This window comes from Acidovorax sp. LjRoot194, from assembly GCF_964253015.1.
Lineage (GTDB): Bacteria > Pseudomonadota > Gammaproteobacteria > Burkholderiales > Burkholderiaceae_C > Acidovorax.
The window spans coordinates 2,097,206-2,117,500 of record NZ_CAXUQB020000001.1; the positions used below are offsets into that span (position 1 = coordinate 2,097,206).

General features: G+C 63.2%; 20 protein-coding genes (1 of these 20 running past the window's edge). All 20 read left to right on the plus strand.

What is annotated here, in order from left to right; translation table 11 throughout:
- Positions 1-222 precede the first annotated feature (222 nt).
- Positions 223-1,152: a peptidoglycan DD-metalloendopeptidase family protein gene (locus ACSQ3N_RS09495; RefSeq protein WP_056173909.1), complete on the plus strand. Its 930-nt coding sequence runs from the start codon at positions 223-225 to the stop codon at positions 1,150-1,152.
- Between the two features lie 28 nt (positions 1,153-1,180).
- Positions 1,181-2,215, plus strand: a complete 1,035-nt coding sequence (locus ACSQ3N_RS09500; protein ID WP_056173911.1) for an RluA family pseudouridine synthase — start codon at positions 1,181-1,183, stop codon at positions 2,213-2,215.
- A gap of 153 nt (positions 2,216-2,368) precedes the next feature.
- Complete coding sequence (gene scpB, locus ACSQ3N_RS09505; protein ID WP_436146130.1) at positions 2,369-3,262, plus strand: SMC-Scp complex subunit ScpB; 894 nt, start codon at positions 2,369-2,371, stop codon at positions 3,260-3,262.
- The gene (locus tag ACSQ3N_RS09510) at positions 3,262-4,881 is read left to right on the plus strand and encodes a pseudouridine synthase (protein ID WP_056173916.1); all 1,620 of its coding nucleotides are present in this window, start codon (positions 3,262-3,264) and stop codon (positions 4,879-4,881) included. Before scpB ends, ACSQ3N_RS09510 begins: the two co-directional genes overlap by 1 nt.
- Positions 4,882-4,972: 91 nt before the next feature.
- The gene (gene ndk, locus ACSQ3N_RS09515; RefSeq protein ID WP_056173919.1) at positions 4,973-5,398 is read left to right on the plus strand and encodes a nucleoside-diphosphate kinase; all 426 of its coding nucleotides are present in this window, start codon (positions 4,973-4,975) and stop codon (positions 5,396-5,398) included.
- A gap of 84 nt (positions 5,399-5,482) precedes the next feature.
- Positions 5,483-6,604, plus strand: a complete 1,122-nt coding sequence (gene rlmN / locus ACSQ3N_RS09520) for a 23S rRNA (adenine(2503)-C(2))-methyltransferase RlmN (RefSeq protein ID WP_056173924.1) — start codon at positions 5,483-5,485, stop codon at positions 6,602-6,604.
- Positions 6,605-6,639: 35 nt separating this feature from the next.
- Positions 6,640-7,473 (plus strand): type IV pilus biogenesis/stability protein PilW, encoded by an 834-nt coding sequence (pilW, locus tag ACSQ3N_RS09525; RefSeq protein ID WP_056173927.1) that lies wholly within the window; start codon positions 6,640-6,642, stop codon positions 7,471-7,473.
- Positions 7,474-7,492: 19 nt separating this feature from the next.
- Entirely contained in the window at positions 7,493-8,413 is a 921-nt protein-coding gene (locus ACSQ3N_RS09530) for a helix-turn-helix domain-containing protein (protein ID WP_436146131.1), read from the plus strand.
- Complete coding sequence (gene ispG, locus ACSQ3N_RS09535) at positions 8,413-9,693, plus strand: flavodoxin-dependent (E)-4-hydroxy-3-methylbut-2-enyl-diphosphate synthase (RefSeq protein WP_436146132.1); 1,281 nt, start codon at positions 8,413-8,415, stop codon at positions 9,691-9,693. Before ACSQ3N_RS09530 ends, ispG begins: the two co-directional genes overlap by 1 nt.
- 150 nt (positions 9,694-9,843) lie before the next feature.
- Positions 9,844-11,112, plus strand: a complete 1,269-nt coding sequence (gene hisS / locus ACSQ3N_RS09540; RefSeq protein ID WP_436147939.1) for a histidine--tRNA ligase — start codon at positions 9,844-9,846, stop codon at positions 11,110-11,112.
- 13 nt (positions 11,113-11,125) lie between these two features.
- On the plus strand, positions 11,126-11,827 hold the full coding sequence (locus ACSQ3N_RS09545) for a YfgM family protein (protein ID WP_436146133.1): 702 nt from the start codon (positions 11,126-11,128) through the stop codon (positions 11,825-11,827).
- A gap of 68 nt (positions 11,828-11,895) precedes the next feature.
- Positions 11,896-12,996, plus strand: coding sequence for an outer membrane protein assembly factor BamB (gene bamB / locus ACSQ3N_RS09550; protein ID WP_436147940.1), 1,101 nt, complete (start codon positions 11,896-11,898; stop codon positions 12,994-12,996).
- A gap of 17 nt (positions 12,997-13,013) precedes the next feature.
- Complete coding sequence (gene der / locus ACSQ3N_RS09555) at positions 13,014-14,357, plus strand: ribosome biogenesis GTPase Der (RefSeq protein ID WP_056173941.1); 1,344 nt, start codon at positions 13,014-13,016, stop codon at positions 14,355-14,357.
- 106 nt (positions 14,358-14,463) lie between these two features.
- A complete protein-coding gene (gene hfq / locus ACSQ3N_RS09560) occupies positions 14,464-14,718 on the plus strand; it encodes an RNA chaperone Hfq (RefSeq protein WP_056173944.1) in 255 nt (84 codons plus the stop codon).
- Between the two features lie 60 nt (positions 14,719-14,778).
- Positions 14,779-15,957: a GTPase HflX gene (gene hflX, locus ACSQ3N_RS09565; RefSeq protein ID WP_436146134.1), complete on the plus strand. Its 1,179-nt coding sequence runs from the start codon at positions 14,779-14,781 to the stop codon at positions 15,955-15,957.
- A 52-nt stretch (positions 15,958-16,009) separates the two neighbouring features.
- Entirely contained in the window at positions 16,010-17,386 is a 1,377-nt protein-coding gene (gene hflK / locus ACSQ3N_RS09570) for an FtsH protease activity modulator HflK (RefSeq protein WP_436146135.1), read from the plus strand.
- 9 nt (positions 17,387-17,395) lie between these two features.
- The gene (gene hflC / locus ACSQ3N_RS09575) at positions 17,396-18,304 is read left to right on the plus strand and encodes a protease modulator HflC (protein ID WP_056173953.1); all 909 of its coding nucleotides are present in this window, start codon (positions 17,396-17,398) and stop codon (positions 18,302-18,304) included.
- A 32-nt stretch (positions 18,305-18,336) separates the two neighbouring features.
- Positions 18,337-18,519 (plus strand): DUF2065 domain-containing protein, encoded by a 183-nt coding sequence (locus ACSQ3N_RS09580; RefSeq protein ID WP_056173956.1) that lies wholly within the window; start codon positions 18,337-18,339, stop codon positions 18,517-18,519.
- An 87-nt stretch (positions 18,520-18,606) separates the two neighbouring features.
- A complete protein-coding gene (locus ACSQ3N_RS09585; protein WP_056173959.1) occupies positions 18,607-19,755 on the plus strand; it encodes an ATP phosphoribosyltransferase regulatory subunit in 1,149 nt (382 codons plus the stop codon).
- Between the two features lie 28 nt (positions 19,756-19,783).
- Positions 19,784-20,295, plus strand: the 5' portion of a protein-coding gene (locus tag ACSQ3N_RS09590; protein ID WP_056173962.1) for an adenylosuccinate synthase. Its footprint extends 865 nt past the window's final position; the window shows 512 of its 1,377 coding nt (coding positions 1-512); its start codon is at positions 19,784-19,786; its stop codon lies beyond the right edge, outside the window.

A 20,295-nucleotide genomic window follows, 5' to 3' on the forward strand; every position in this document is an offset into this window, starting at 1 on the left:
TTTCTTGCGCGTGTCCTCCTTGGGCCATGAGGTCAGCGATTGTCATTGCACAAACGTTGACCTCATGGCCCAGCGCATTGGGAAAGCCGGGAAAAGGTCCGGCTGCTGCTCTGCAGCCCGCTTGCGGTATTCATCTCTTGGCGCATCGTGCGCCTTGTTGCCGGGCCTTTTACCGGTTTTCGTGAGCACACGAGTGCACAACACGGTTCAAAGGGAATGCTTATGTTCGTATCGCGTGGTCTTGTGGTCGGGTTTACCGTGGCGCTGGCGGGGCTTGCCCTCACCGGTTGCGGCACCCGGCTGAACAGGGCTCCAGTGGAAGACCGGGGCACCTCGTCCCAGTCTTCTGCACCTTCAGCGGGTGCGCAGTCCGGCGTGGTGGTGGGTACACCCATCAAGCCATTGCCCGGCGCAGAAAACGCTGGCAAACCCGGCTACTACACCGTCAAGCCTGGGGATACCCTCATTCGCATCGGGCTCGAATCCGGCCAGAGCTGGAAGGACATCGCCCGCTGGAACAATCTGGAAAACGCCAACCTGATCGAAGTCGGCCAGGTGCTGCGCGTAGTGGCTCCCGGGGCTGTGTCGCAAGCGGTGGCGTCCGATACCGGCGTGGTCACGCGCCCGGTGGCCTCGTCCTCGGTGACACCCGCCACTCCTGCCAGCGGCCCCGTGCCGCCTGCCAGTGCCGCCAAGCCTGGAGCGCCAGCTGCGTCCGGCGCGGTGGTCGCCGCAGCACCTGTGCCTGCCGCGCCCAGCGCTCCAGCCGCTGCGGGTGGTGAAGATGACTTGGCCTTCATCTGGCCCGCACCGGGTTCGCTGATCGCAGGATTCGACGAGGCGCGCAACAAGGGCTACGACATCGCAGGAAAGGCGGGCGACCCCGTGCTGGCCGCGGCCGATGGTCGCGTGGTCTATGCCGGTGCCGGCCTGCGCGGCTACGGCAACCTGGTGATCCTGAAGCACAACAACACCTTCCTGACCGCCTACGCACACAACCAGACGCTGCTGGTCAAGGAAGACCAAGCCGTGCGCAAGGGCCAGAAGATCGCCGAGATGGGCAGCACCGACGCCGACCGCGTGAAGCTGCACTTCGAGATCCGCCGCCAGGGCAAGCCTGTCGACCCGTCCCGCTACCTGCCAGCGCGTTAAAACCGTGGTTACCCCACCGCCCAGCGGTATGAGCTCCGCTGTGCAGGCGGTACAGGCCGGTGAGAGCGATCTGCTGGCCGAGGAGACCGACGAGTCCGAAGACTCGGGGGGGCTGGCGGAAGACGTCGCCAGCGAACTTCGCACGATGACCGTCGCCATTGCGCAGCATGGCGCGCGGCTCGACCGGGCACTGGTGGAGCTGGTGCCCGAGTTCTCGCGCAGCTACCTGCAGCAACTGTTGTCGCAAGGCATGGTCAGCCTGCAGGGAGCGCCGGCGCTGAAGGCATCGGCCAAGGTGAAGGCAGGCGATCAGGTCGTGCTGGAGATGCGGCCCACGCTGCAGAGCCAGGCTTTCCGGCCCGAGCCGATGGACATCGACGTGGTCTACGAAGATGCCCATTTGCTGGTCGTGAACAAGCCTGCCGGCCTGGTGGTGCACCCGGCGCCAGGCAACTGGAGCGGCACCCTGCTCAACGGGTTGCTGGCGCGCGACGAAAAGGCGCTCTTGGTGCCGCGCGCAGGCATCGTTCACCGACTCGACAAGGACACCAGCGGCCTGATGGTGGTCGCCCGGGATCGCGCCACCATGGACGCCCTTGTGGCGCTGATCGCCGAGCGCCAGGTCAAGCGCCAGTATGTGGCCTTGGCGCACGGTGCCTGGAGCGGGCCGAAAACCCGCGCGGTCAACGCGCCCATCGGCCGGGACCCGCGCAACCGCTTGCGGATGGCGGTGGTGGACCTGGCGGTACACGCTGGCAAGGCAGCGCGCACGGACATCCGCTGGCTGGACGGTGCCGAGCAGGGCTGCTGGGTGCAGTGCACCTTGCACACAGGCCGCACGCACCAGATCCGCGTGCATATGGCGTCCCTGAAACACCCGCTGGTGGGGGATGTGCTGTACGGCGGCGCGCCCGTGAAGGCGATGCAGCGGCAGGCGCTGCATGCCTACCGCCTGGCGTTCGCCCACCCCGTGACGGGCGAGGCCCTGGAGTTCATGGCCCCGGTGCCCGAGGATATGCGCCAAGCCCTTGCTGCATGGGGCCTGGGCTACAATGCGCCCTGACGGGCCAGACAGGCCCCCGCCCGAAGACGGAATCCCGCCGGGCCCTTGCGTCGCGCCGGCGCCTTGCACAGTGCGCCATTGCTATTGATTGCCCCCTGCTGTTGATGTGACACCCGTCGCGACGCGTGCCACTTTTCCAGGAATCGCCAAACCATGAACACGGTGGATGCCAAACGGGTCCTCGAAACTGCGCTGATCTGCGCGCAGCAGCCTGTGCCTTTGCGCGAGCTGCGTGTGCTGTTCAACGACGCACTGGGGTCCGACACCTTGAAGCTGCTACTGCAGGATCTGCAGCTGGAGTGGACGCAGCGTGGCGTCGAACTGGTGCAGGTGGCCACAGGCTGGCGTTTTCAGAGCCGCCCGGAAATGCGCGAGTATCTGGACCGGCTGCACCCCGAAAAGCCGCCGCGCTACACCCGGGCCACGATGGAGACCCTGGCGATCATTGCGTACCGCCAGCCCGTGACGCGGGGCGATATCGAAGACATTCGGGGCGTGACGGTCAACAGCCTGATCATCAAGCAGTTGGAGGACCGGGGCTGGGTCGAGGTCATCGGCCACCGTGAGACCGTGGGGCGGCCGTCGCTGTTTGCGACCACGCGGCAGTTTCTGGACGACATGGGCCTGCAGTCGCTCGACCAGTTGCCCGTGCTGGACGACCCGTCGGGCAACGCCAATGTGCTGGAGGCCATGGCTGCAGCGGCGCAGGGAGTCATCGAGCCCGAGCCGGAAGTCCCGAGCGAGCCGGCGCCTGCAGCAGTGGTACTGGCGGACGAGGCTGCGGCTGCGGCCCCCGGGCTGGCGCAGGCCGAACCGCCGAGTTCGCCAGAGCCAGAGCCAGAGCCAGAGCCAGAGCCAGAGCCAGAGCCAGAGCCAGAGCCAGAGCCAGAGCCAGAGCCAGAGCCAGAGCCAGAGCCAGAGCCAGAGCCAGCCTCGGTGCTGGAACCAGAACCCGTGCCCCAGACGGACAATTTTTTTGACGATGTGGAGACAGGTCTCCACGATGACGATGCCGATACCCAGGGTGGTATCCAGGGAAAAACTTGATGAACGATTCGACCCCCGACAACCCGGCAGCCGAGCCGGAGGCAGAACCCGCCGCAGCGGCCAAGAAGCCTGCAGCCAAGCGCGCGCCCCGCAAGAAGGCGGCCCCTGCCGTGGTGGATGCGGATGCAACGGTGGATCCGGTGCACGTGGACGCGGCGTCCGCCGTTGTGCCACAGGCATCGGAGCAGCCCGCAGAACCGGACGTGTCTCCATCGCATCCCGGCAACGAAACCGCCCCTGTTGAAGATTCGAACGCAGCGGTGGATGTGCCTGATGCTGCCAGGGCGGCCGACGTGCCTTCGCGTGGCGACCGCCGTCCGTCCCAGGGCCAACCCCGCGGTCAGCGCCCTCCGCGCCCCGATGGCGAGGGCCGTGGCCCCAAGGGCAACCGGCCTGCACTGGCGGTGGAGGGCTATCAGTTCGAAGACGTGGTGTCGGGCCGCTTTGACGACGAGGAAACCTCTGACGAGGTCGCGCCCGCCAAGCGCGTGCTGCTGCCCCAGGTAGAAACCCCCAAGCTGCACAAGGTCTTGGCGCAGGCAGGTCTGGGCTCCCGGCTAGAGATGGAGCAACTCATCCTTGAGGGGCGCATCTCCGTCAACAACGAACCCGCCCACATCGGCCAGCGCATTCAGTACGGCGACCAGGTCAAGGTCAACGGCAAGCCGATCCGATACCGTATCGATCCCCCGCCGGCCCGCGTGATCGCGTACCACAAGCCAGTGGGTGAGGTGGTCACGCATGACGACCCGCAAAACCGGCCTACCGTATTCCGCAAGTTGCCGCGCCTGATGCAGGGCAAGTGGCAGTCCGTGGGCCGTCTGGATCTGAACACCGAGGGGTTGCTGCTGTTCACCAGCTCTGGCGAGCTGGCCAACAAGCTGATGCACCCCCGATTCGGGCTGGAGCGCGAGTACGCGGTGCGCGTGCTGGGTGCACTCAGCAACGAAGAAAAGCAAAAACTGCTGGACGGCGTGCGCCTGGACGACGGCATGGCCGCTTTTGGTTCCATCGAAGATGGCGGTGGCGAAGGTTCCAACTGCTGGTACCGCGTCACGATCTCCGAAGGGCGCAACCGCGAAGTGCGTCGCATGCTCGAAGCGGTGGGCCATGCCGTCAGCCGCCTGATTCGTATCCGCTACGGCGCCATGGTCTTGCCGCGTGGGCTCAAGCGGGGTGCCTGGCTGGAGCTCGACGACAGCGATATACGTGCGCTGGTCCGGGCTGCCGACGCCGGTGCCTCAGAGGGTGCGCCGGCGCGTGGTGATGCGTTCTCAGGTGCCAACAGCGATGCTGGCGCCCGCAATGGTGACAAACGCCAGCGTGGAGGCCGCAACGCGTCCCGCGGCAACGGCGGCCCCCGCCGCGACGGCTTTCCGAATCCTACGGGAGCATTTGGCGGACAAGCCCCTGCACGCGGACAAAAACCGCGCCGTGATGGCGGCGGCCAGGGCGGCCGCGGCAACGGCTCGGGAGGCAGCGCGCAACCCGACCCGATGAAAACCTCGGTCGGCTATATCGGCACCGACAGCCTCGCGCGCCAACGCCAGGACAAGCGCCGTCCCGGTGGCGGTGGTAGCGGCAGCAGCGGCGGTGGCCCTCGGCGCGGCGGACGTTGACACATCGATCCGGCGGCGGCCCCGGTTAGAATCGAGGGCTTTGTCCGCTGGGCAAACGAATCACAGCTAATTCATCATTCAGGAAATCAACATGGCAATCGAACGCACTCTCTCCATCATCAAGCCCGACGCAGTGGCCAAGAACGTCATCGGTCAGATCTACGCCCGCTTTGAAGCTGCTGGCCTGAAGGTTGTGGCCGCCCGCATGGTGCACCTGTCGCGCCTGGAAGCCGAACAGTTCTACGGCGTGCACAAAGAGCGTCCTTTCTTCAAGGACCTGGTGGACTTCATGATCTCCGGCCCCGTGATGATCCAGGCCCTGGAAGGCGAAAACGCCATTCTCAAGAACCGCGAACTGATGGGCGCCACCGACCCCAAGAAGGCAGAAGCCGGCACCATCCGCGCTGACTTCGCTGACAGCATCGACGCCAATGCAGTGCATGGCTCCGACGCTGCCGAAACGGCTGCTGCGGAAGTCGCTTTCTTCTTCCCTGGCCTGAACGTTTACTCGCGTTGATATGGTGATCCCCATGCCTGTTCCCGCTGCGGGATGTCTGCGCCATGGGGAGCACTGCGCCCGACCTCATGGGAGGTCGTTGCGATGACCACGAACCTGCTCGAATTCGATCTCGACGGCCTGGCCGCCTTTTGCGAGCAACTGGGGGAAAAGCGGTTTCGCGCCACCCAGCTGTTCCGCTGGATCCACCAGCGCGGCGCCAGCGAATTCGACGCCATGAGCGACCTCGCCAAGGCCTTGCGCGACAAGCTCAAAGGCTGTGCACGGGTCGAGGCGCTACCGGTCATTTCTGAACATGTGTCGTCGGACGGCACGGTGAAGTGGCTGTTCGATGTGGGTGACGGCAATGCCGTGGAGGCCGTGTTCATCCCCGAGGACGACCGTGGCACGCTGTGTATTTCATCCCAGGCGGGTTGCGCTGTGGGATGCCGCTTTTGCTCTACAGGGCACCAGGGTTTCAGCAGAAACCTGACCACCGGCGAAATCATCGCCCAGCTCTGGTTTGCTGAGCACGCGCTGCGCAAGCGCCTGAATACCGGCGAGCGGGTGATCTCCAATGTCGTGATGATGGGAATGGGCGAGCCGCTGCAGAACTACTCGGCGCTTGTGCCTGCGTTGCGCACCATGCTGGACGACCACGGCTATGGCCTGTCGCGCCGGCGTGTCACGGTGTCCACGTCCGGTGTGGTGCCCATGATGGACCGCCTGTCGCAGGATTGTCCTGTGGCCTTGGCGGTGTCGCTGCATGCACCCAACGATCCGCTGCGCGACAACCTCGTGCCGCTCAACCGCAAGTACCCCATCAAGGAGTTGCTCGAGGCTTGCAACCGCTATCTAGCGCACGCGCCCCGCGACTTCATCACTTTTGAATATTGCATGCTGGACGGGGTCAACGACCAGGTCGAGCATGCGCACCAGCTCATCGAGTTGGTCCGGCCGGCGCGAGGCGCTGGTGTACGCTGCAAGTTCAACCTGATCCCCTTCAATCCGTTTCCGGCATCAGGGCTGTTGCGTTCGCCGCAGAATCAGGTGCTGGCTTTTGCCAAAGTCTTGAGCGACGCAGGTATCGTCACGACAGTGCGCAAGACCCGCGGCGATGATATCGACGCCGCCTGTGGGCAACTGGCGGGTGATGTCAAGGACCGCACACGTGCCGCTGAACGCATGGCGAAGCAGCGCACAATCGTTCTCAAACCGGTGACTTGATCGACGGACAACGGCTTACTTCAAGGAGGCGCTACATGGTGGGATTGGTTGGACGCTGGCAGCAATGGGGCCGCTGGACACTTGTGGCGTGTGGGTCAGTCGCCTGTTTGGCGGTGCTTCAGGGCTGCGCAACCAATCCTGGCAGTGGCGCCAGCGATTCCAACGCGGGCATGGTCACGCCTTCCGACGAGCCCGAAACGCGCCGCCGCGCGCGCATCCGTCTGGAATTGGCATCCAATTATTTCGAAAATGGCCAGACAGCCGTGGCGCTGGACGAGGTGAAGCAGGCGCTTGTCTCGGACCCGAACTACGCGGATGCTTTCAATCTCCGCGGTCTGATCTACATGCGCCTGAACGATCTGGGGCAGGCCGACGACAGTTTCCGCCGTGCCTTGGCGTTGCGTGGTAACGACGCTAATTTGTTGCACAACTACGGTTGGTTGCTGTGCCAGCAGCAGAAGTATTCGGATGCGGACCAGTATTTTGTGCGTGCGCTGGCCATTCCGTCCTATCCCGCCCGGGCAAAAACTTTGATGGCGCGTGGACTTTGCCAGTCTGGCGCTGGGCAGTTTGCCGAGGCCGAACAGTCGATGCTGAAGGCTTACGAACTGGATGCCGCCAATCCCGTAGTCGGCTATCACCTGGCTGCGTTGCTCCTGCGGCGCAATGAGCTCACCCGTTCCCAGTTTTATATCCGTCGCCTGAACAACGGCCAGTTTGCGAATTCCGAATCGCTGTGGCTGGGCATCAAGGTGGAGCGCGCCCTGGGCGACACAGTGGCGATGCGGCAGTTGGTGGACCAATTGCGCAAGCGGTTCCCGGAATCCCGTGAATTGGGCGCATACGAACGCGGGGCTTTCAATGAGTGAGGTTGTGGAGGGTGGTGCCGTGACAGTGACGGCTGGGCAACTGCTGCGAGAGGCACGCGAGGCTTCAGGGCTGCACATTGCAGCTCTGGCCGTGGCGTTGAAGGTACCTGTCAACAAGCTCGAGGCGCTGGAAGCCGATAACTACGCGGCACTCCCGGACATTGTCTTCGTGCGCGCGCTGGCCTCCAGCGTGTGCCGGACGCTCAAGGTGGACCCGGGTCCCATCCTCTCGCTGCTGCCGCAGAGCCAGAGCCCGCGCTTGTCTGCCGACAGCGCGGGGTTGAATGCGCCGGTCAAGCCCAGTGCCGCTAAGTCGTCGTCATCCGCATCGTTTTCGTCGAACTCCAACACATGGTCGCGGTCCGTGTCGCTGGTGGTGCTGGTATTGCTCGTCGGGGCCTTGGCAGTGTTCTTCTTCCCGCGCCAGCCGGGCGGCCTGTCTCTTTTGTCATCCGGGTCTACAACGCAACCTGAACCCGGTGCAGGCGAGCCGGTGTCGGCATCACCGCCAGCCCCGCCCAATTCAGTGGTGGAGACGGTGCCGGTGAATCCAGCGGCAGCGCCGACGGATAGGTCAGCCACTGCGGCCACACCCGCCACCGTGAGGCCAGCGGCCTCGGCGCCTGAGGCAACTGTTGGCCAGGCGATGGCGCCTGCGCCTGCCGCAGCAGCCAGCGAACCGGCCAGTGCCGCGGCGGCAGCGGCTGGCACGTTGGTGTTGCGTGCGCGCAGCCAGTCGTGGGTGCAGGTCAAGGACGCCGCGGGTGCTGTGGTGCTTCAGCGCAATCTTGCCGCCGACGAGTCGGTCTCCGTGAGCGCGCCGGCGCCCTTGGCGGTGGTGATCGGCCGTGCCGATGCGACGGAAGTCTTTGTGCGCGGCAAGCCTTTTGATTTGACGGGTGTATCGCGTGAGAACGTAGCCCGTTTCGAGGTGAAATAGTGGAAAAGCTCCCAGGTGAATTCGGACCCATTGCGGTCGCGTCTCCGTTGCCCCGGCGGTCCCGTCAAGCCAAGGTTGTGTGGGGTTCGCGGGTGGTGACCGTGGGCGGAGATGCCCCGGTCCGTGTGCAGTCCATGACCAACACGGACACGGTGGATGCGATCGGCACTGCCATCCAGGTCAAGGAACTGGCCCAGGCGGGCTCGGAATTCGTTCGCATTACCGTGAACACCCCCGAGGCCGCGGCGGCCGTGCCGTACATTCGCGAGCAGCTGGACCGCATGGGTGAGAGCGTTCCTCTGGTGGGCGACTTCCACTACAACGGCCACCGTCTTTTGACGGACTTCCCAGATTGTGCCCAGGCGTTGTCCAAGTACCGCATCAACCCCGGCAATGTCGGCAAGGGAGACAAGCGGGACAAGCAATTCGGCCAGATGATCGAAGCCGCCATGCGCTGGGACAAGGCGGTGCGCATCGGCGTGAACTGGGGTAGCCTGGACCAGGAACTGCTGGCCGACCTCATGGACACCAACAGCCGACGCGCCACTCCCTGGGAAGCGCGGCAAGTGATGTACGAGGCGCTGATCACGTCGGCCATCGAGTCGGCGCGCCGCGCTGAAGAGATGGGCCTCAATGGCGATCAGATCATCCTGTCGTGCAAGGTCAGCGGCGTGCAGGACCTGATTTCTGTGTACCGCGAACTGGCGCGCCGCTGCGACTATGCGTTGCACCTGGGTTTGACCGAAGCGGGCATGGGCACCAAGGGCACGGTGGCATCTGCTGCTGCCCTTTCGGTGCTTCTGCAAGAAGGCATCGGCGACACCATCCGTGTGTCCTTGACGCCCCAACCCGGCGAGGCACGCACCCAGGAAGTGGTCGTCGCGTCCGAAATATTGCAGGCATTGGGCCTGCGCGTGTTCGTGCCCAGCGTGACCGCATGTCCAGGCTGTGGACGCACCACCAGCACCACGTTTCAGGAGCTGGCCAAGCAGATCGACGATTTTCTGCGCGCCCAGATGCCTGTGTGGCGCGTGCGCTACCCCGGCGTCGAGGGCTTGCGGGTGGCGGTCATGGGTTGCATCGTCAATGGCCCTGGCGAAAGCAAGCATGCGGACATCGGCATCAGCCTGCCGGGCACCGGCGAGGCGCCTGCGGCCCCCGTGTTCATCGACGGCGAAAAGGCCCTGACCCTGCGTGGCGACAACATCGCCAACGAATTCCATCGAATTGTCGAGCAGTACATCGAGAAGCGTTTCGGCGCTGCGGTGGCTGCAAGCTGACAGCCCGCCTGGCGCATTCCACACGGCCCCCGTGTGGAATGCGCTGCAGTGGCACTCTTCCGTTGTGCAAGATCCAGGAAAAGAACAGTTGTGAGTAACGAAAAAATCGCCGCGCCGCCCAAGGCCGAAAAGCTGGTGGCCGTGAAAGGCATGAACGACATTCTCCCGCCCGAGTCCGCCCGGTGGGAGTGGCTGGAGGCCAAAGTCCGCGGCCTGATGGCCCGCTATGCGTACCGCAACATCCGTACGCCCATCGTGGAACCCACCCCGCTTTTTGTGCGGGGGCTGGGCGAGGTCACGGACATCGTCGAGAAGGAAATGTATTCGTTCGAAGACCGGCTCAATGGCGAACACCTGACGCTGCGTCCCGAAGCAACCGCCGGTGTGGTCCGTGCGGTGGCCGAGCATTCGATGCTGTACGACGGGGGCAAGCGGCTCTACTACATGGGCCCGATGTTTCGCCACGAGCGCCCGCAGCGTGGGCGCTATCGCCAGTTCCACCAGATCGGTGCCGAGGCACTCGGATTTCCGGGGGCAGAAGTCGATGCAGAACTCATCTTGCTGGCCCAGTCGCTGTGGCGTGAACTGGGCCTGCAGAACGTGCGTCTGGAACTCAACAGTTTGGGCGAGCCGGACGAGCGCAAGGCGCACCGCGCTGCGTTGATTGATTATTTTGAAAAAAATGCCGAGCTGCTGGACGAAGAGGCACGTCGGCGCCTGCACAGCAATCCCCTGCGGATTCTGGACACCAAGAACCCCGCCATGCAGGGGCTGGTAGAGGCCGCACCGCGCCTGATCGATTTCCTGGGCGAAGAGTCCCTCGCGCATTTCGATGCGGTCAAAGCCATCCTCACTGCCAACGGAGTTGCCTGGACCGTCAATCCCCGTCTTGTGCGCGGCATGGACTACTACAACCTGACCGTGTTCGAGTTCATCACGGACCAACTGGGCTCCCAAGGCACGATCTGCGGCGGCGGCCGCTACGACTATCTTATCGAGCAGATCGGCGGCAAAGTGGCACCGGCCGTCGGTTGGGCGCTGGGTGTGGAGCGTGTGCTGGAACTCCTGAAGGAGCAGGCCAGCGCGGTGCCCGCGTTGGTCCCCGATGCCTATGCAGTGATCCCCGGCGTTGCCGCATTGCCTGTGGCGGTCAGCACCATCGAGGGTCTTCGCGCTGCGGGCATCAGCGTCCAGATGCACGCCGCCCCTGCGGGAGGCGAGGGCATGGGCAGCATGAAGTCGCAATTCAAGAAGGCAGACGCCAGCGGCGCACGCTATGCACTCATTTTTGGCGAGGATGAGCTCGCCAGAGGCATGGTCGTGGTCAAGTCGCTGCGCGATGGCGCGGGCGGTGCGCAGGCCGAGCATCCCCTGGCCGCAGTCGCTCAATGGGCGTCCACCCTACAATCCAACAGCTAAACCGAACACATCCATGGCAAAACATCTCGACCTTGAAGAACAAGAACAGCTTGACCAGCTCAAGCACTTCTGGAATACCTGGGGCACTCTGATCAGCTCGGTGCTGCTGGTGGTGGCAGGCTCTCTCGCTGCTTGGCAGGGCTATCAGTACTGGCAGAACCGCCAGGCCACCCAGGCTGCAGCTTTGTTCGATGCCGTGCACGTGGCCGCTCGCGCGGGCGACCAGGCACGCCTGACCCAGGCTTTCGGCGATCTGAAGAGCAAGTACGCAGGCACTGCGCAGGCCGCTCAAGCCGGGTTGACCCTTGCCAAAACGGCAGCGGATGCAGGCAATGCAGATGCTGCCAAGGAAGCGCTGGGCTGGGTGGCGGAACATGCCAGCGACGAAGGCTTGAAGGCCATCGCCAAGCTGCGCCTGGCCAGTGTGCTGATGGATCAAAAGAACTACGACGAAGCCCTCAAGCTTGTCACTGGCAGCGTTCCTGCCGAGTTCGATGCCGTGTTCGCTGATCGGCGGGGTGACATCCTGGTTTTGCAGGGCAAGCGCGCTGAAGCGGTTGCCGAGTACACCAAGGCCTACAAGGGCCTGGAAGAGAGCGTCGAGTACCGCCGCCTGGTTGAGATCAAGCTGGGTGCATTGGGTGTTGCGCCGCAAGGCGTAGCGGTGGCTGCAGCAACCGCACCGGCAACTGCACCTGTCGAAGGGGCCAAGTAATCATGAAGCTCGTCCGTAGCAACAGCCCTGTGGGCGGCGTTTCTTTCGTGCGCAGTGTTTCTGCGGTGATGCTGTTGGCCACGCTGGCGGGTTGCTCGCTCTGGAACAGTGGCAGCTCCAAGCCTTTGCCGGCAGACCTCGGGGCCAATGTGGCTGTTCTCGGCGTGCGGCAGGCCTGGACGGCGCGCATTGGCAACGTGGGCACCCTGCCATTGGATGTGCATGTCGCTGGCAACGTTGTCACGCTGGCATCGGCGGACGGTGTGGTCGCGGCTGTAGATGCCCGCACCGGCGGTGATCTGTGGCGGGCCACGCTGGCAGAGCCTCTGTCGGCGGGCGTGGGAAGCGATGGCAAGTCTGCCGCCGTGGTCCTGCGCAGCAATGCGCTGGTTCTGCTGGAGTCCGGAAAAGAGCGGTGGCGCCAGCCGCTGGCCGCACAGGTCTTCACGCCACCGCTGGTCGCTGGCGGTCGTGTGTTCGTGCTGTCCGCCGACCGGTCCGTGGCGGCCTACGATGGTGCCACGGGGCGCAAGCTCTGGAACCAGCAGCGGCCCGGCGAGGCACTGGTGCTTCGGCAGGCCGGTGTGCTGCTGGCCGTCGGCGATACCTTGGTGGTGGGTTTCTCGGGCCGCATGGTGGGCCTGAATCCTGACAACGGCAGTGTCCGCTGGGAGGCCCCGCTGGGCAGTTCGCGCGGCACCAACGATGTGGAGCGTCTGGTGGAACTGGTCGGCCGCACGAGCCGGGTTGCAGACAGCATTTGCGCCCGTGCATTCCAGGCAGCCGTCGGCTGTGTGAATGTCGCTCGCGGATCGACTACCTGGACGCAGCCGGCGAGTGGTGCCGAGGGCGTGCACGGCGACGGTGACGCGATCTTCGGTTCTGAGAGCAATGGCGCTGTCGTCGCATGGCGCCGCAGCGATGGCTCGCGGTTGTGGACGACCGACAGGCTTAAGCACCGCAAGTTGACGGCTCCTTTGTTGCTGGGGCGGTCCGTGGTGGTCGGGGATGACACCGGACTGGTGCACCTGCTGTCCCGTGCGGATGGCTCGCCCCTGAACCGCGTGACCACGGACGGCTCCGGTATTGCTGCAGCGCCTGTGGTGGCTGCTGACACCCTTGTGGTGGTGACGCGTAACGGCGGAATCTACGGATTCCGTCCTGATTGATTGATCGGTCTTATTCAATGAAGCCAGTTATCGCCCTCGTCGGGCGTCCGAATGTCGGCAAGTCGACGCTTTTCAATCGTCTGACGAAGTCCCGCGACGCCATCGTTGCAGACTTCGCCGGGCTGACGCGTGACCGGCACTACGGCAATGGCAAGCAGGGCAAGCACGAGTACATCGTCATCGATACCGGTGGTTTCGAGCCTGATGCGTCCAGCGGCATTTACCGCGAGATGGCCAAGCAGACCCAGCAGGCAGTGGCAGAAGCCGATGTGGTGGTTTTTGTGCTGGACGCCCGTGCGGGCTTGTCCGCGCAGGATCACGACATCGGGAATTACCTTCGCAGGCTCAGCAAGCCTTGCATCCTGGTCGCCAACAAGGCAGAGGGCATGCTGGAAGGCGTGCAGCTTGCCGAGTTCTACGAGCTGGGCCTTGGCTCGGTGTATCCCGTCTCTGCGGCCCACGGACAGGGGATTCGCGACCTGGTGGACAAGGCGCTTGAGCCTCTGAATCTTCCGGACCCTGATGAGGCCGATGCCGAGCAGGACAAGAGCGTTATCAAGCTGGCCGTGGCCGGGCGCCCGAATGTCGGCAAATCGACGCTGATCAACACCTGGCTGGGTGAGGAGCGCTTGGTCGCCTTCGACATGCCAGGCACGACGCGCGATGCGATTTCGGTCCCGTTCGAACGCAATGGCCAGCGGTTTGAACTGGTGGACACCGCGGGCCTCCGGCGCAAGGGCAAAGTCTTTGAAGCCATCGAGAAGTTTTCGGTGGTCAAGACGCTGCAGGCGATCGAATCCGCCAACGTGGTTCTGCTGTTGCTGGACGCCACCCAAGGCGTGACCGACCAGGACGCGCACATCGCCGGCTACATCCTTGAGAGTGGGCGCGCGGTGGTGGTGGCCGTGAACAAATGGGACGCGGTGGACGACTACCAGCGCCAGTTGCTGGAGCGTTCGATCGAAACCCGCCTTGCATTTCTGAAGTTTGCAGCGATGCACTTCATCTCTGCCAAGAAGCGGCAGGGGCTCGGTCCGCTTTGGGCGTCTGTGGCGCAGGCCCACAGGGCAGCTACCTGCAAGATGTCCACGCCCGTGCTTACGCGCCTTCTGCTGGAAGCCGTGCAGTTCCAAAGCCCCAAGCGGGCCGGCATGTTCCGGCCCAAGATGCGCTATGCGCACCAGGGCGGCATGAACCCTCCGGTCATCGTGGTCCACGGCAATTCTTTGGAGCATGTGACGGATGCGTACAAGCGCTTTCTGGAAGGCCGGTTCCGCAAGGAGTTCGATCTGGTTGGCACGCCGCTGCGCATTGAAATGAAGACGTCCCACAACCCCTTTGCGGACAAGGACGACGCCTGACACAAAAGCCGGGGGCTTGAAGGGCCATGCCTTGCGAGGCTGGCGAGGCCTCTGGCGTGTGGTAAGGTGATGGTTTACAACAACACTTCTGAACACGGAGAATATCGTGAGCAATAAAGGCCAACTTCTTCAAGACCCCTTCCTGAACGCACTGCGTCGGGAGCATGTTCCAGTTTCCATCTACCTGGTAAACGGGATCAAGCTGCAAGGGCAAATTGAATCCTTCGACCAGTATGTTGTGCTGCTGCGCAACACGGTCACTCAGATGGTGTACAAGCATGCCATCTCGACCATCGTTCCTGGTCGCGCTGTCAACTTCTCTACGGCCGACACTGCGGATGCAGACAGCGCCAGCGCTTAAGACTCCGCATCTGAACCAGCCTTCGTTTTTTGCCCGCTTATTGCCGGTAGGGCGTCTTCCTTGAGTTCGCCAACGATTTCTTCTCCAGGCGGCACTCCGGTGCTGCTGGTGGGGGTTGACTTCGGTCTTCCCCATTTCGATGGCGATCTCGAAGAGCTGGGCCTGCTGTCGCAAACGGCAGGCATGAATCCGGTCGCAAAAATCACTTGCAAACGAAAAGCGCCCGATGCGGCGCTGTTCGTAGGCAGCGGCAAAGCAGACGAGATTCGGACGCTGGCGCAGATGCACGGCGCGGTGGAGGTTCTTTTCGATCAATCACTCAGTCCGGCGCAGCAGCGCAACCTGGAGCGCCATCTGGAGCTTCCGGTCAACGACCGTACTTTGCTGATCCTGGAAATCTTCGCCCAGCGTGCGCGCAGCCACGAGGGCAAGTTGCAGGTCGAGCTGGCCAAGCTTCACTACGTCAGCACCCGTCTGGTTCGCCGGTGGTCCCATCTGGAACGACAGACAGGGGGCATTGGTGCGCGTGGCGGCCCTGGCGAAAAGCAGATCGAACTCGATCGCCGGATGATCAGCGACGCCATCAAGCGCACCCGGGAACGGCTGGTCAAGGTCAAGCGCCAACGCTCCACCCAGCGCAGGCAGCGCGAGCGGCGCGATACCTTCAACATATCTTTGGTGGGCTACACCAACGCTGGCAAGTCGACGATTTTCAATGCGCTGGTGAAAGCCCGGGCTTATGCGGCCGACCAGCTTTTTGCGACGCTGGACACCACCACGCGGCAGCTGTATCTCGGTGATGCGGGTCGCTCGGTATCCTTGTCCGATACCGTCGGCTTTATCCGCGATTTGCCTCACGGGTTGGTAGACGCGTTCCAGGCCACGCTGCAAGAGGCTGTAGACGCCGATTTGCTGCTGCATGTGGTGGATGCCTCCAATCCTGGATTTCCGGAACAGATGGCCCAGGTGCAGAAGGTGCTGCATGAAATCGGAGCGGCGGATATTCCGCAGCTATTGGTTTTCAACAAGCTGGACGCATTTTCGCCTGAGCAACGCCCGGCGGTGCTGCAGGACCACTATGAAGTGGACGGAGTCATGCTCCCCCGCCTGTTTGTCAGTGCGCGATCCGGCGAAGGGGTGGATACGCTTCGCAGTGCCTTGGCGGCCAAGGTGATCGAGGCAACACGGCAGGACATGACCCCTGATAACGCCATTGAATTGCCGGGGGCTTTGCCCTGATTGGGCACAATGCCGCATTACCAATGCCATCAGAGAACCAGAGACTTTGCGCATGACTTTTCAAAATCGCACCCTACGCTGGGCTTCGCTTCCAGAACGTATCCGGGGCATGTTCAATTTGAACGATCCCCGATGGGGGCGAGGCGATGACAACAAACCCGATGAAGGCGCACGGCCTGACGATCGCCCGTCGAATCAGCCCTCTGGCAATCGTGGCGGCGACCAGCGTCCGAGCAACGGGCAGCCGCCAGACCTCGATGAACTCTGGCGTGATCTGAATCGCAAGCTGGGTGGATTGTTCGGCGGCAAGAATGGCGGTGGACGCGGAACTGGCAGTGGCGGCGGTTCCGGAGGCGGCTTTCAGCCCGACATGAAGAATGCAGGCGTTGGTGTCGGACTGATCGTCGGCATCGCATTCGTCATCTGGATGGGTACTGGCTTCTTCATCGTTCAGGAAGGCCAGCAGGCGGTCATCACCCAGTTCGGCAAGTACAAGAGCACCGTGGGCGCCGGCTTCAATTGGCGCCTTCCATACCCCATCGAGCGCCACGAACTGGTTTTTGTGACGCAGATCCGGTCGGCGGATGTCGGGCGTGACACGGTCATCAAGAGCACCGGTCTCCGTGAGTCGGCCATGCTCACGGAAGACGAGAACATCGTTGAAATCAAGTTTGCAGTGCAGTACCGCCTGAGCGACGCACGCGCTTGGTTGTTCGAGAGCAAGAATCCGACCGACGCAGTGGTGCAAGCGGCAGAAACAGCTGTGCGCGAGGTGGTGGGCAAGATGCGCATGGATACGGCCCTGGCCGAAGAGCGTGACCAGATCGCCCCGCGGGTGCGTGCGCTCATGCAGACAATCCTGGATCGCTACAAGGTCGGCGTCGAAGTCGTGGGCATCAACCTGCAGCAGGGCGGCGTACGGCCCCCAGAGCAGGTACAGGCGTCGTTTGATGATGTGCTCAAGGCCGGCCAGGAGCGCGAGCGCGCCAAGAACGAAGCGCAGGCTTACGCGAACGATGTGATTCCACGTGCGGTCGGCTCTGCCTCGCGCTTGAACGAAGAAGCGGCTGCCTACAAGGCCCGCATCGTGGCGCAAGCACAAGGTGATGCGCAGCGGTTTTCGTCCATCCTGGCCGAGTACCAGAAGGCGCCCCAGGTCACCCGTGATCGCATGTACCTCGAGTCCATGCAGCAGATCTACGGCAACGTGACCAAGGTGCTGGTCGAGTCGCGCCAAGGCTCCAATCTGCTGTACTTGCCGCTCGACAAGATCATGCAGGGCGTTGCAAGCAATACCGGCCCTGCCGATGCGGCTGCAGCGACGAGTCCTGCTGCGCCTGCGGCAGCACCTGCTGCCCCGTCGTCCACCTTTTCGAATGATCCCCGGGCGCGCGACAGCAGTCGCACCCGCGATCGTGAATCTCGCTAGGAGCTGCTCGTGAACAGAGTCGGATTTATCGCAACCACGTTGCTGGTGGTGCTTGCCCTGATGAGCTCCATGCTTTTTGTCGTGGACCAACGCCAGTTTGGTGTGCTGTATGCACTGGGCCAGATCAAGGAAGTCATCACCGAGCCGGGGCTCAATTTCAAGTTGCCGCCCCCATTCCAGAACGTGTCGTACATCGACAAGCGTCTTCTCACGCTGGACAGCAGCGACACCGAACCCATGCTGACAGCTGAAAAGCAGCGTGTGGTCATCGACTGGTACGTCCGCTGGCGCATTTCGGAGCCCACGGAGTACATCCGCAATGTGGGCCTGGACGAAAGCGCAGGTGCGATGCAGCTCAACCGCGTGGTGCGCAATGCATTCCAGGAAGAGATCAACAAGCGGACGGTCAAGGAACTGCTGTCCCTCAAGCGCGAGGCCCTGATGGCCGACGTCAAGCGCGAAGTGCTGGAAACGGTGCGTGGTGCCAAGCCGTGGGGTGTGGATGTGGTGGACGTGCGCATCACCCGCGTCGACTATGTGGAAGCGATCACCGAATCCGTTTACCGCCGCATGGAGGCCGAGCGCAAGCGCGTTGCCAACGAACTGCGTTCCACCGGCGCGGCTGAAGGCGAAAAGATCCGTGCCGACGCGGATCGCCAGCGCGAGGTGGCTCTGGCCAATGCCTACCGTGATGCGCAGAAGATCAAGGGCGAGGGCGATGCCGAAGCGTCGCGCATCTATGCCGAGGCTTTTGGCCGCGATCCGCAGTTCGCGCAGTTCTATCGCAGCCTCGAAGCCTACAAGGCAAGCTTCAGCAAGAAGAGCGACGTGATGGTGCTGGACCCTTCTTCGTCCGAGTTCTTCAAGACCTTCCGAGGCGGTACCTCGACCGCTGCGCCAGCGGCTGCACGCAAGTAGTCGTCTCCGACTGTGCCTGCTCGCCGCCTGCAGTGAACTCCGAGAGCCTCTGGATTGCACTGGCGCTGGTGCTTGTGATTGAAGGGGCATTGCCCTTTCTCTCGCCCCAGGGCTGGCGGCGTGCAGTCAGTCATATCGCGCAGTTGCGGGACGGTCAGATCCGTTTCTTCGCCCTGCTGGTCATCCTGGCTGGCTTGGCGATGCTCTGGTTCTGAGTTCCGCCAGCGCTCCTCACTGGATGTCTTTCGGGGCCACTCCCGGCTCCCGGTAGAATCACGGTTTTAACAGCCTCCCCTTTTCTCATGTCTGCTTGGGTCCTTCCGGATCACATTGCCGATGTCTTGCCGTCCGAAGCGCGGCACATCGAAGAATTGCGTCGCGGGCTGCTTGATACAGCCCGTTGCTACGGCTATGAGCTGGTCATGCCACCCCTGTTGGAGCACCTGGAGTCTTTGCTCACCGGCACTGGCGAGGCACTCGATCTGCAGACCTTCAAGCTGGTGGATCAGCTGTCAGGTCGTTCGATGGGTCTTCGTGCGGACACTACGCCGCAGGTGGCCCGCATCGATGCACACCTGCTCAATCGCAAGGGAATCACACGACTGTGCTATTGCGGCCCGGTCTTGCATACCCGGCCCGACCGTCCACATGCCACCCGCGAACCCCTGCAGTTTGGCGCAGAGATCTATGGGCATGCCGGGTTAGAAGCCGACCTCGAAGCGTTGCAGCTGGCGCGTGAGTGCCTTCGCGTGGCGAATGTCCTGGATACGACGATCGACTTGGCGGATGTCCGCATCGTGCGCAGTCTGCTGGCGGATGTCCCGCTCACTGCGCAACTGCTCAGCGCCATCCATGCAGCGCTCGCAGCCAAGGACACCAGCGAATTGGCGTCGTTGACCCGGGGCTTTCCACAGGATTCTCGAGAGGGGCTGTTGGCGTTGCCCCATCTTTATGGGGACCATCAGGTGCTGGATGAGGCGGAAAAAGCGCTCCACCGCTTTCCTGGCGTGCCCCAGCTGCTATCAAATTTGAAGTGGTTGGCTTCTCGCTTGGACCAGGCCTCCGTCACGTTCGACTTGGCTGATCTGCGTGGTTATGCCTATTACAGCGGCGCGCGTTTTGCCATCTACGCCCCTGGAGCGACCGATGCCCTGGTGCGTGGCGGGCGATACGACGAAGTCGGCGCCGTGTTTGGCCGCAACCGTCCTGCAGCGGGCTTCAGCCTGGACATCAAGCAGGTCGTGGGTGTGGTATCCCCCCGCGCCTTGAAGGCAGCGATCCGCGCGCCGTGGGGCGAGGCGGCCGACGTGAATGCTGCCATTGCGCAATTGCGCAGGGCAGGGGAGACGGTGGTCTGTGTCCTGCCGGGGCATGAAAGCGAAGTGGATGAATTCCACTGTGACCGGGAACTGGTGCAGATTGCGGACCGCTGGGTCGTGCAGGCTGTTTGAGCAATTGAATCATTGAAGTGGGTGAGAGATGAAAGCAACCAAAGGTCGCAACGTAGTGGTGGTCGGAACCCAGTGGGGCGACGAAGGCAAGGGCAAGCTGGTCGATTGGCTGACCGAAAGCGCGCAAGGTGTCGTTCGCTTCCAGGGGGGGCACAACGCGGGTCACACGTTGGTGATCAACGGCGTGAAGACTGCTCTACACCTGATTCCCAGCGGCATCATGCGCCCTGGCGTCAAGTGCTACATCGGCAATGGAGTCGTGCTGTCGGCGGCCAAGCTGTTCGAGGAGATCGAAGGCCTTGAGAAAGCGGGTGTTGAAGTGCGTTCGCGCCTGCGCATCAGCGAGGCATGCCCCTTGATCCTGCCTTTCCACGCTGCCATCGACGTGGCCCGGGAAGCTGCGCGTGAAGAGGGCGGTACCGAGAAGATCGGCACCACCGGCCGCGGTATCGGCCCGGCCTATGAAGACAAGATTGCACGCCGCGCCCTTCGTGTGCAGGACATGAAGTACCCCGAGCGCTTCGCAGCCAAGCTGCGCGA

Excerpts from the sequence above, each read along its gene's own strand:
- scpB (WP_436146130.1), top strand. The coding sequence starts at position 2,369 with ATGAACACGGTGGATGCCAAACGGGTCCTCGAAACTGCGCTGATCTGC.
- ndk (WP_056173919.1), top strand. The coding sequence starts at position 4,973 with ATGGCAATCGAACGCACTCTCTCCATCATCAAGCCCGACGCAGTGGCC.
- hisS (WP_436147939.1), top strand. The coding sequence starts at position 9,844 with ATGAACGACATTCTCCCGCCCGAGTCCGCCCGGTGGGAGTGGCTGGAG.
- hflK (WP_436146135.1), top strand. The coding sequence starts at position 16,010 with ATGACTTTTCAAAATCGCACCCTACGCTGGGCTTCGCTTCCAGAACGT.
- bamB (WP_436147940.1), top strand. The coding sequence starts at position 11,896 with ATGCTGTTGGCCACGCTGGCGGGTTGCTCGCTCTGGAACAGTGGCAGC.
- rlmN (WP_056173924.1), top strand. The coding sequence starts at position 5,483 with ATGACCACGAACCTGCTCGAATTCGATCTCGACGGCCTGGCCGCCTTT.
- ACSQ3N_RS09585 (WP_056173959.1), top strand. The coding sequence starts at position 18,607 with ATGTCTGCTTGGGTCCTTCCGGATCACATTGCCGATGTCTTGCCGTCC.
- ACSQ3N_RS09545 (WP_436146133.1), top strand. The coding sequence starts at position 11,126 with ATGGCAAAACATCTCGACCTTGAAGAACAAGAACAGCTTGACCAGCTC.
- ACSQ3N_RS09495 (WP_056173909.1), top strand. The coding sequence starts at position 223 with ATGTTCGTATCGCGTGGTCTTGTGGTCGGGTTTACCGTGGCGCTGGCG.
- ACSQ3N_RS09500 (WP_056173911.1), top strand. The coding sequence starts at position 1,181 with ATGAGCTCCGCTGTGCAGGCGGTACAGGCCGGTGAGAGCGATCTGCTG.
- ACSQ3N_RS09510 (WP_056173916.1), top strand. The coding sequence starts at position 3,262 with ATGAACGATTCGACCCCCGACAACCCGGCAGCCGAGCCGGAGGCAGAA.
- pilW (WP_056173927.1), top strand. The coding sequence starts at position 6,640 with ATGGTGGGATTGGTTGGACGCTGGCAGCAATGGGGCCGCTGGACACTT.
- der (WP_056173941.1), top strand. The coding sequence starts at position 13,014 with ATGAAGCCAGTTATCGCCCTCGTCGGGCGTCCGAATGTCGGCAAGTCG.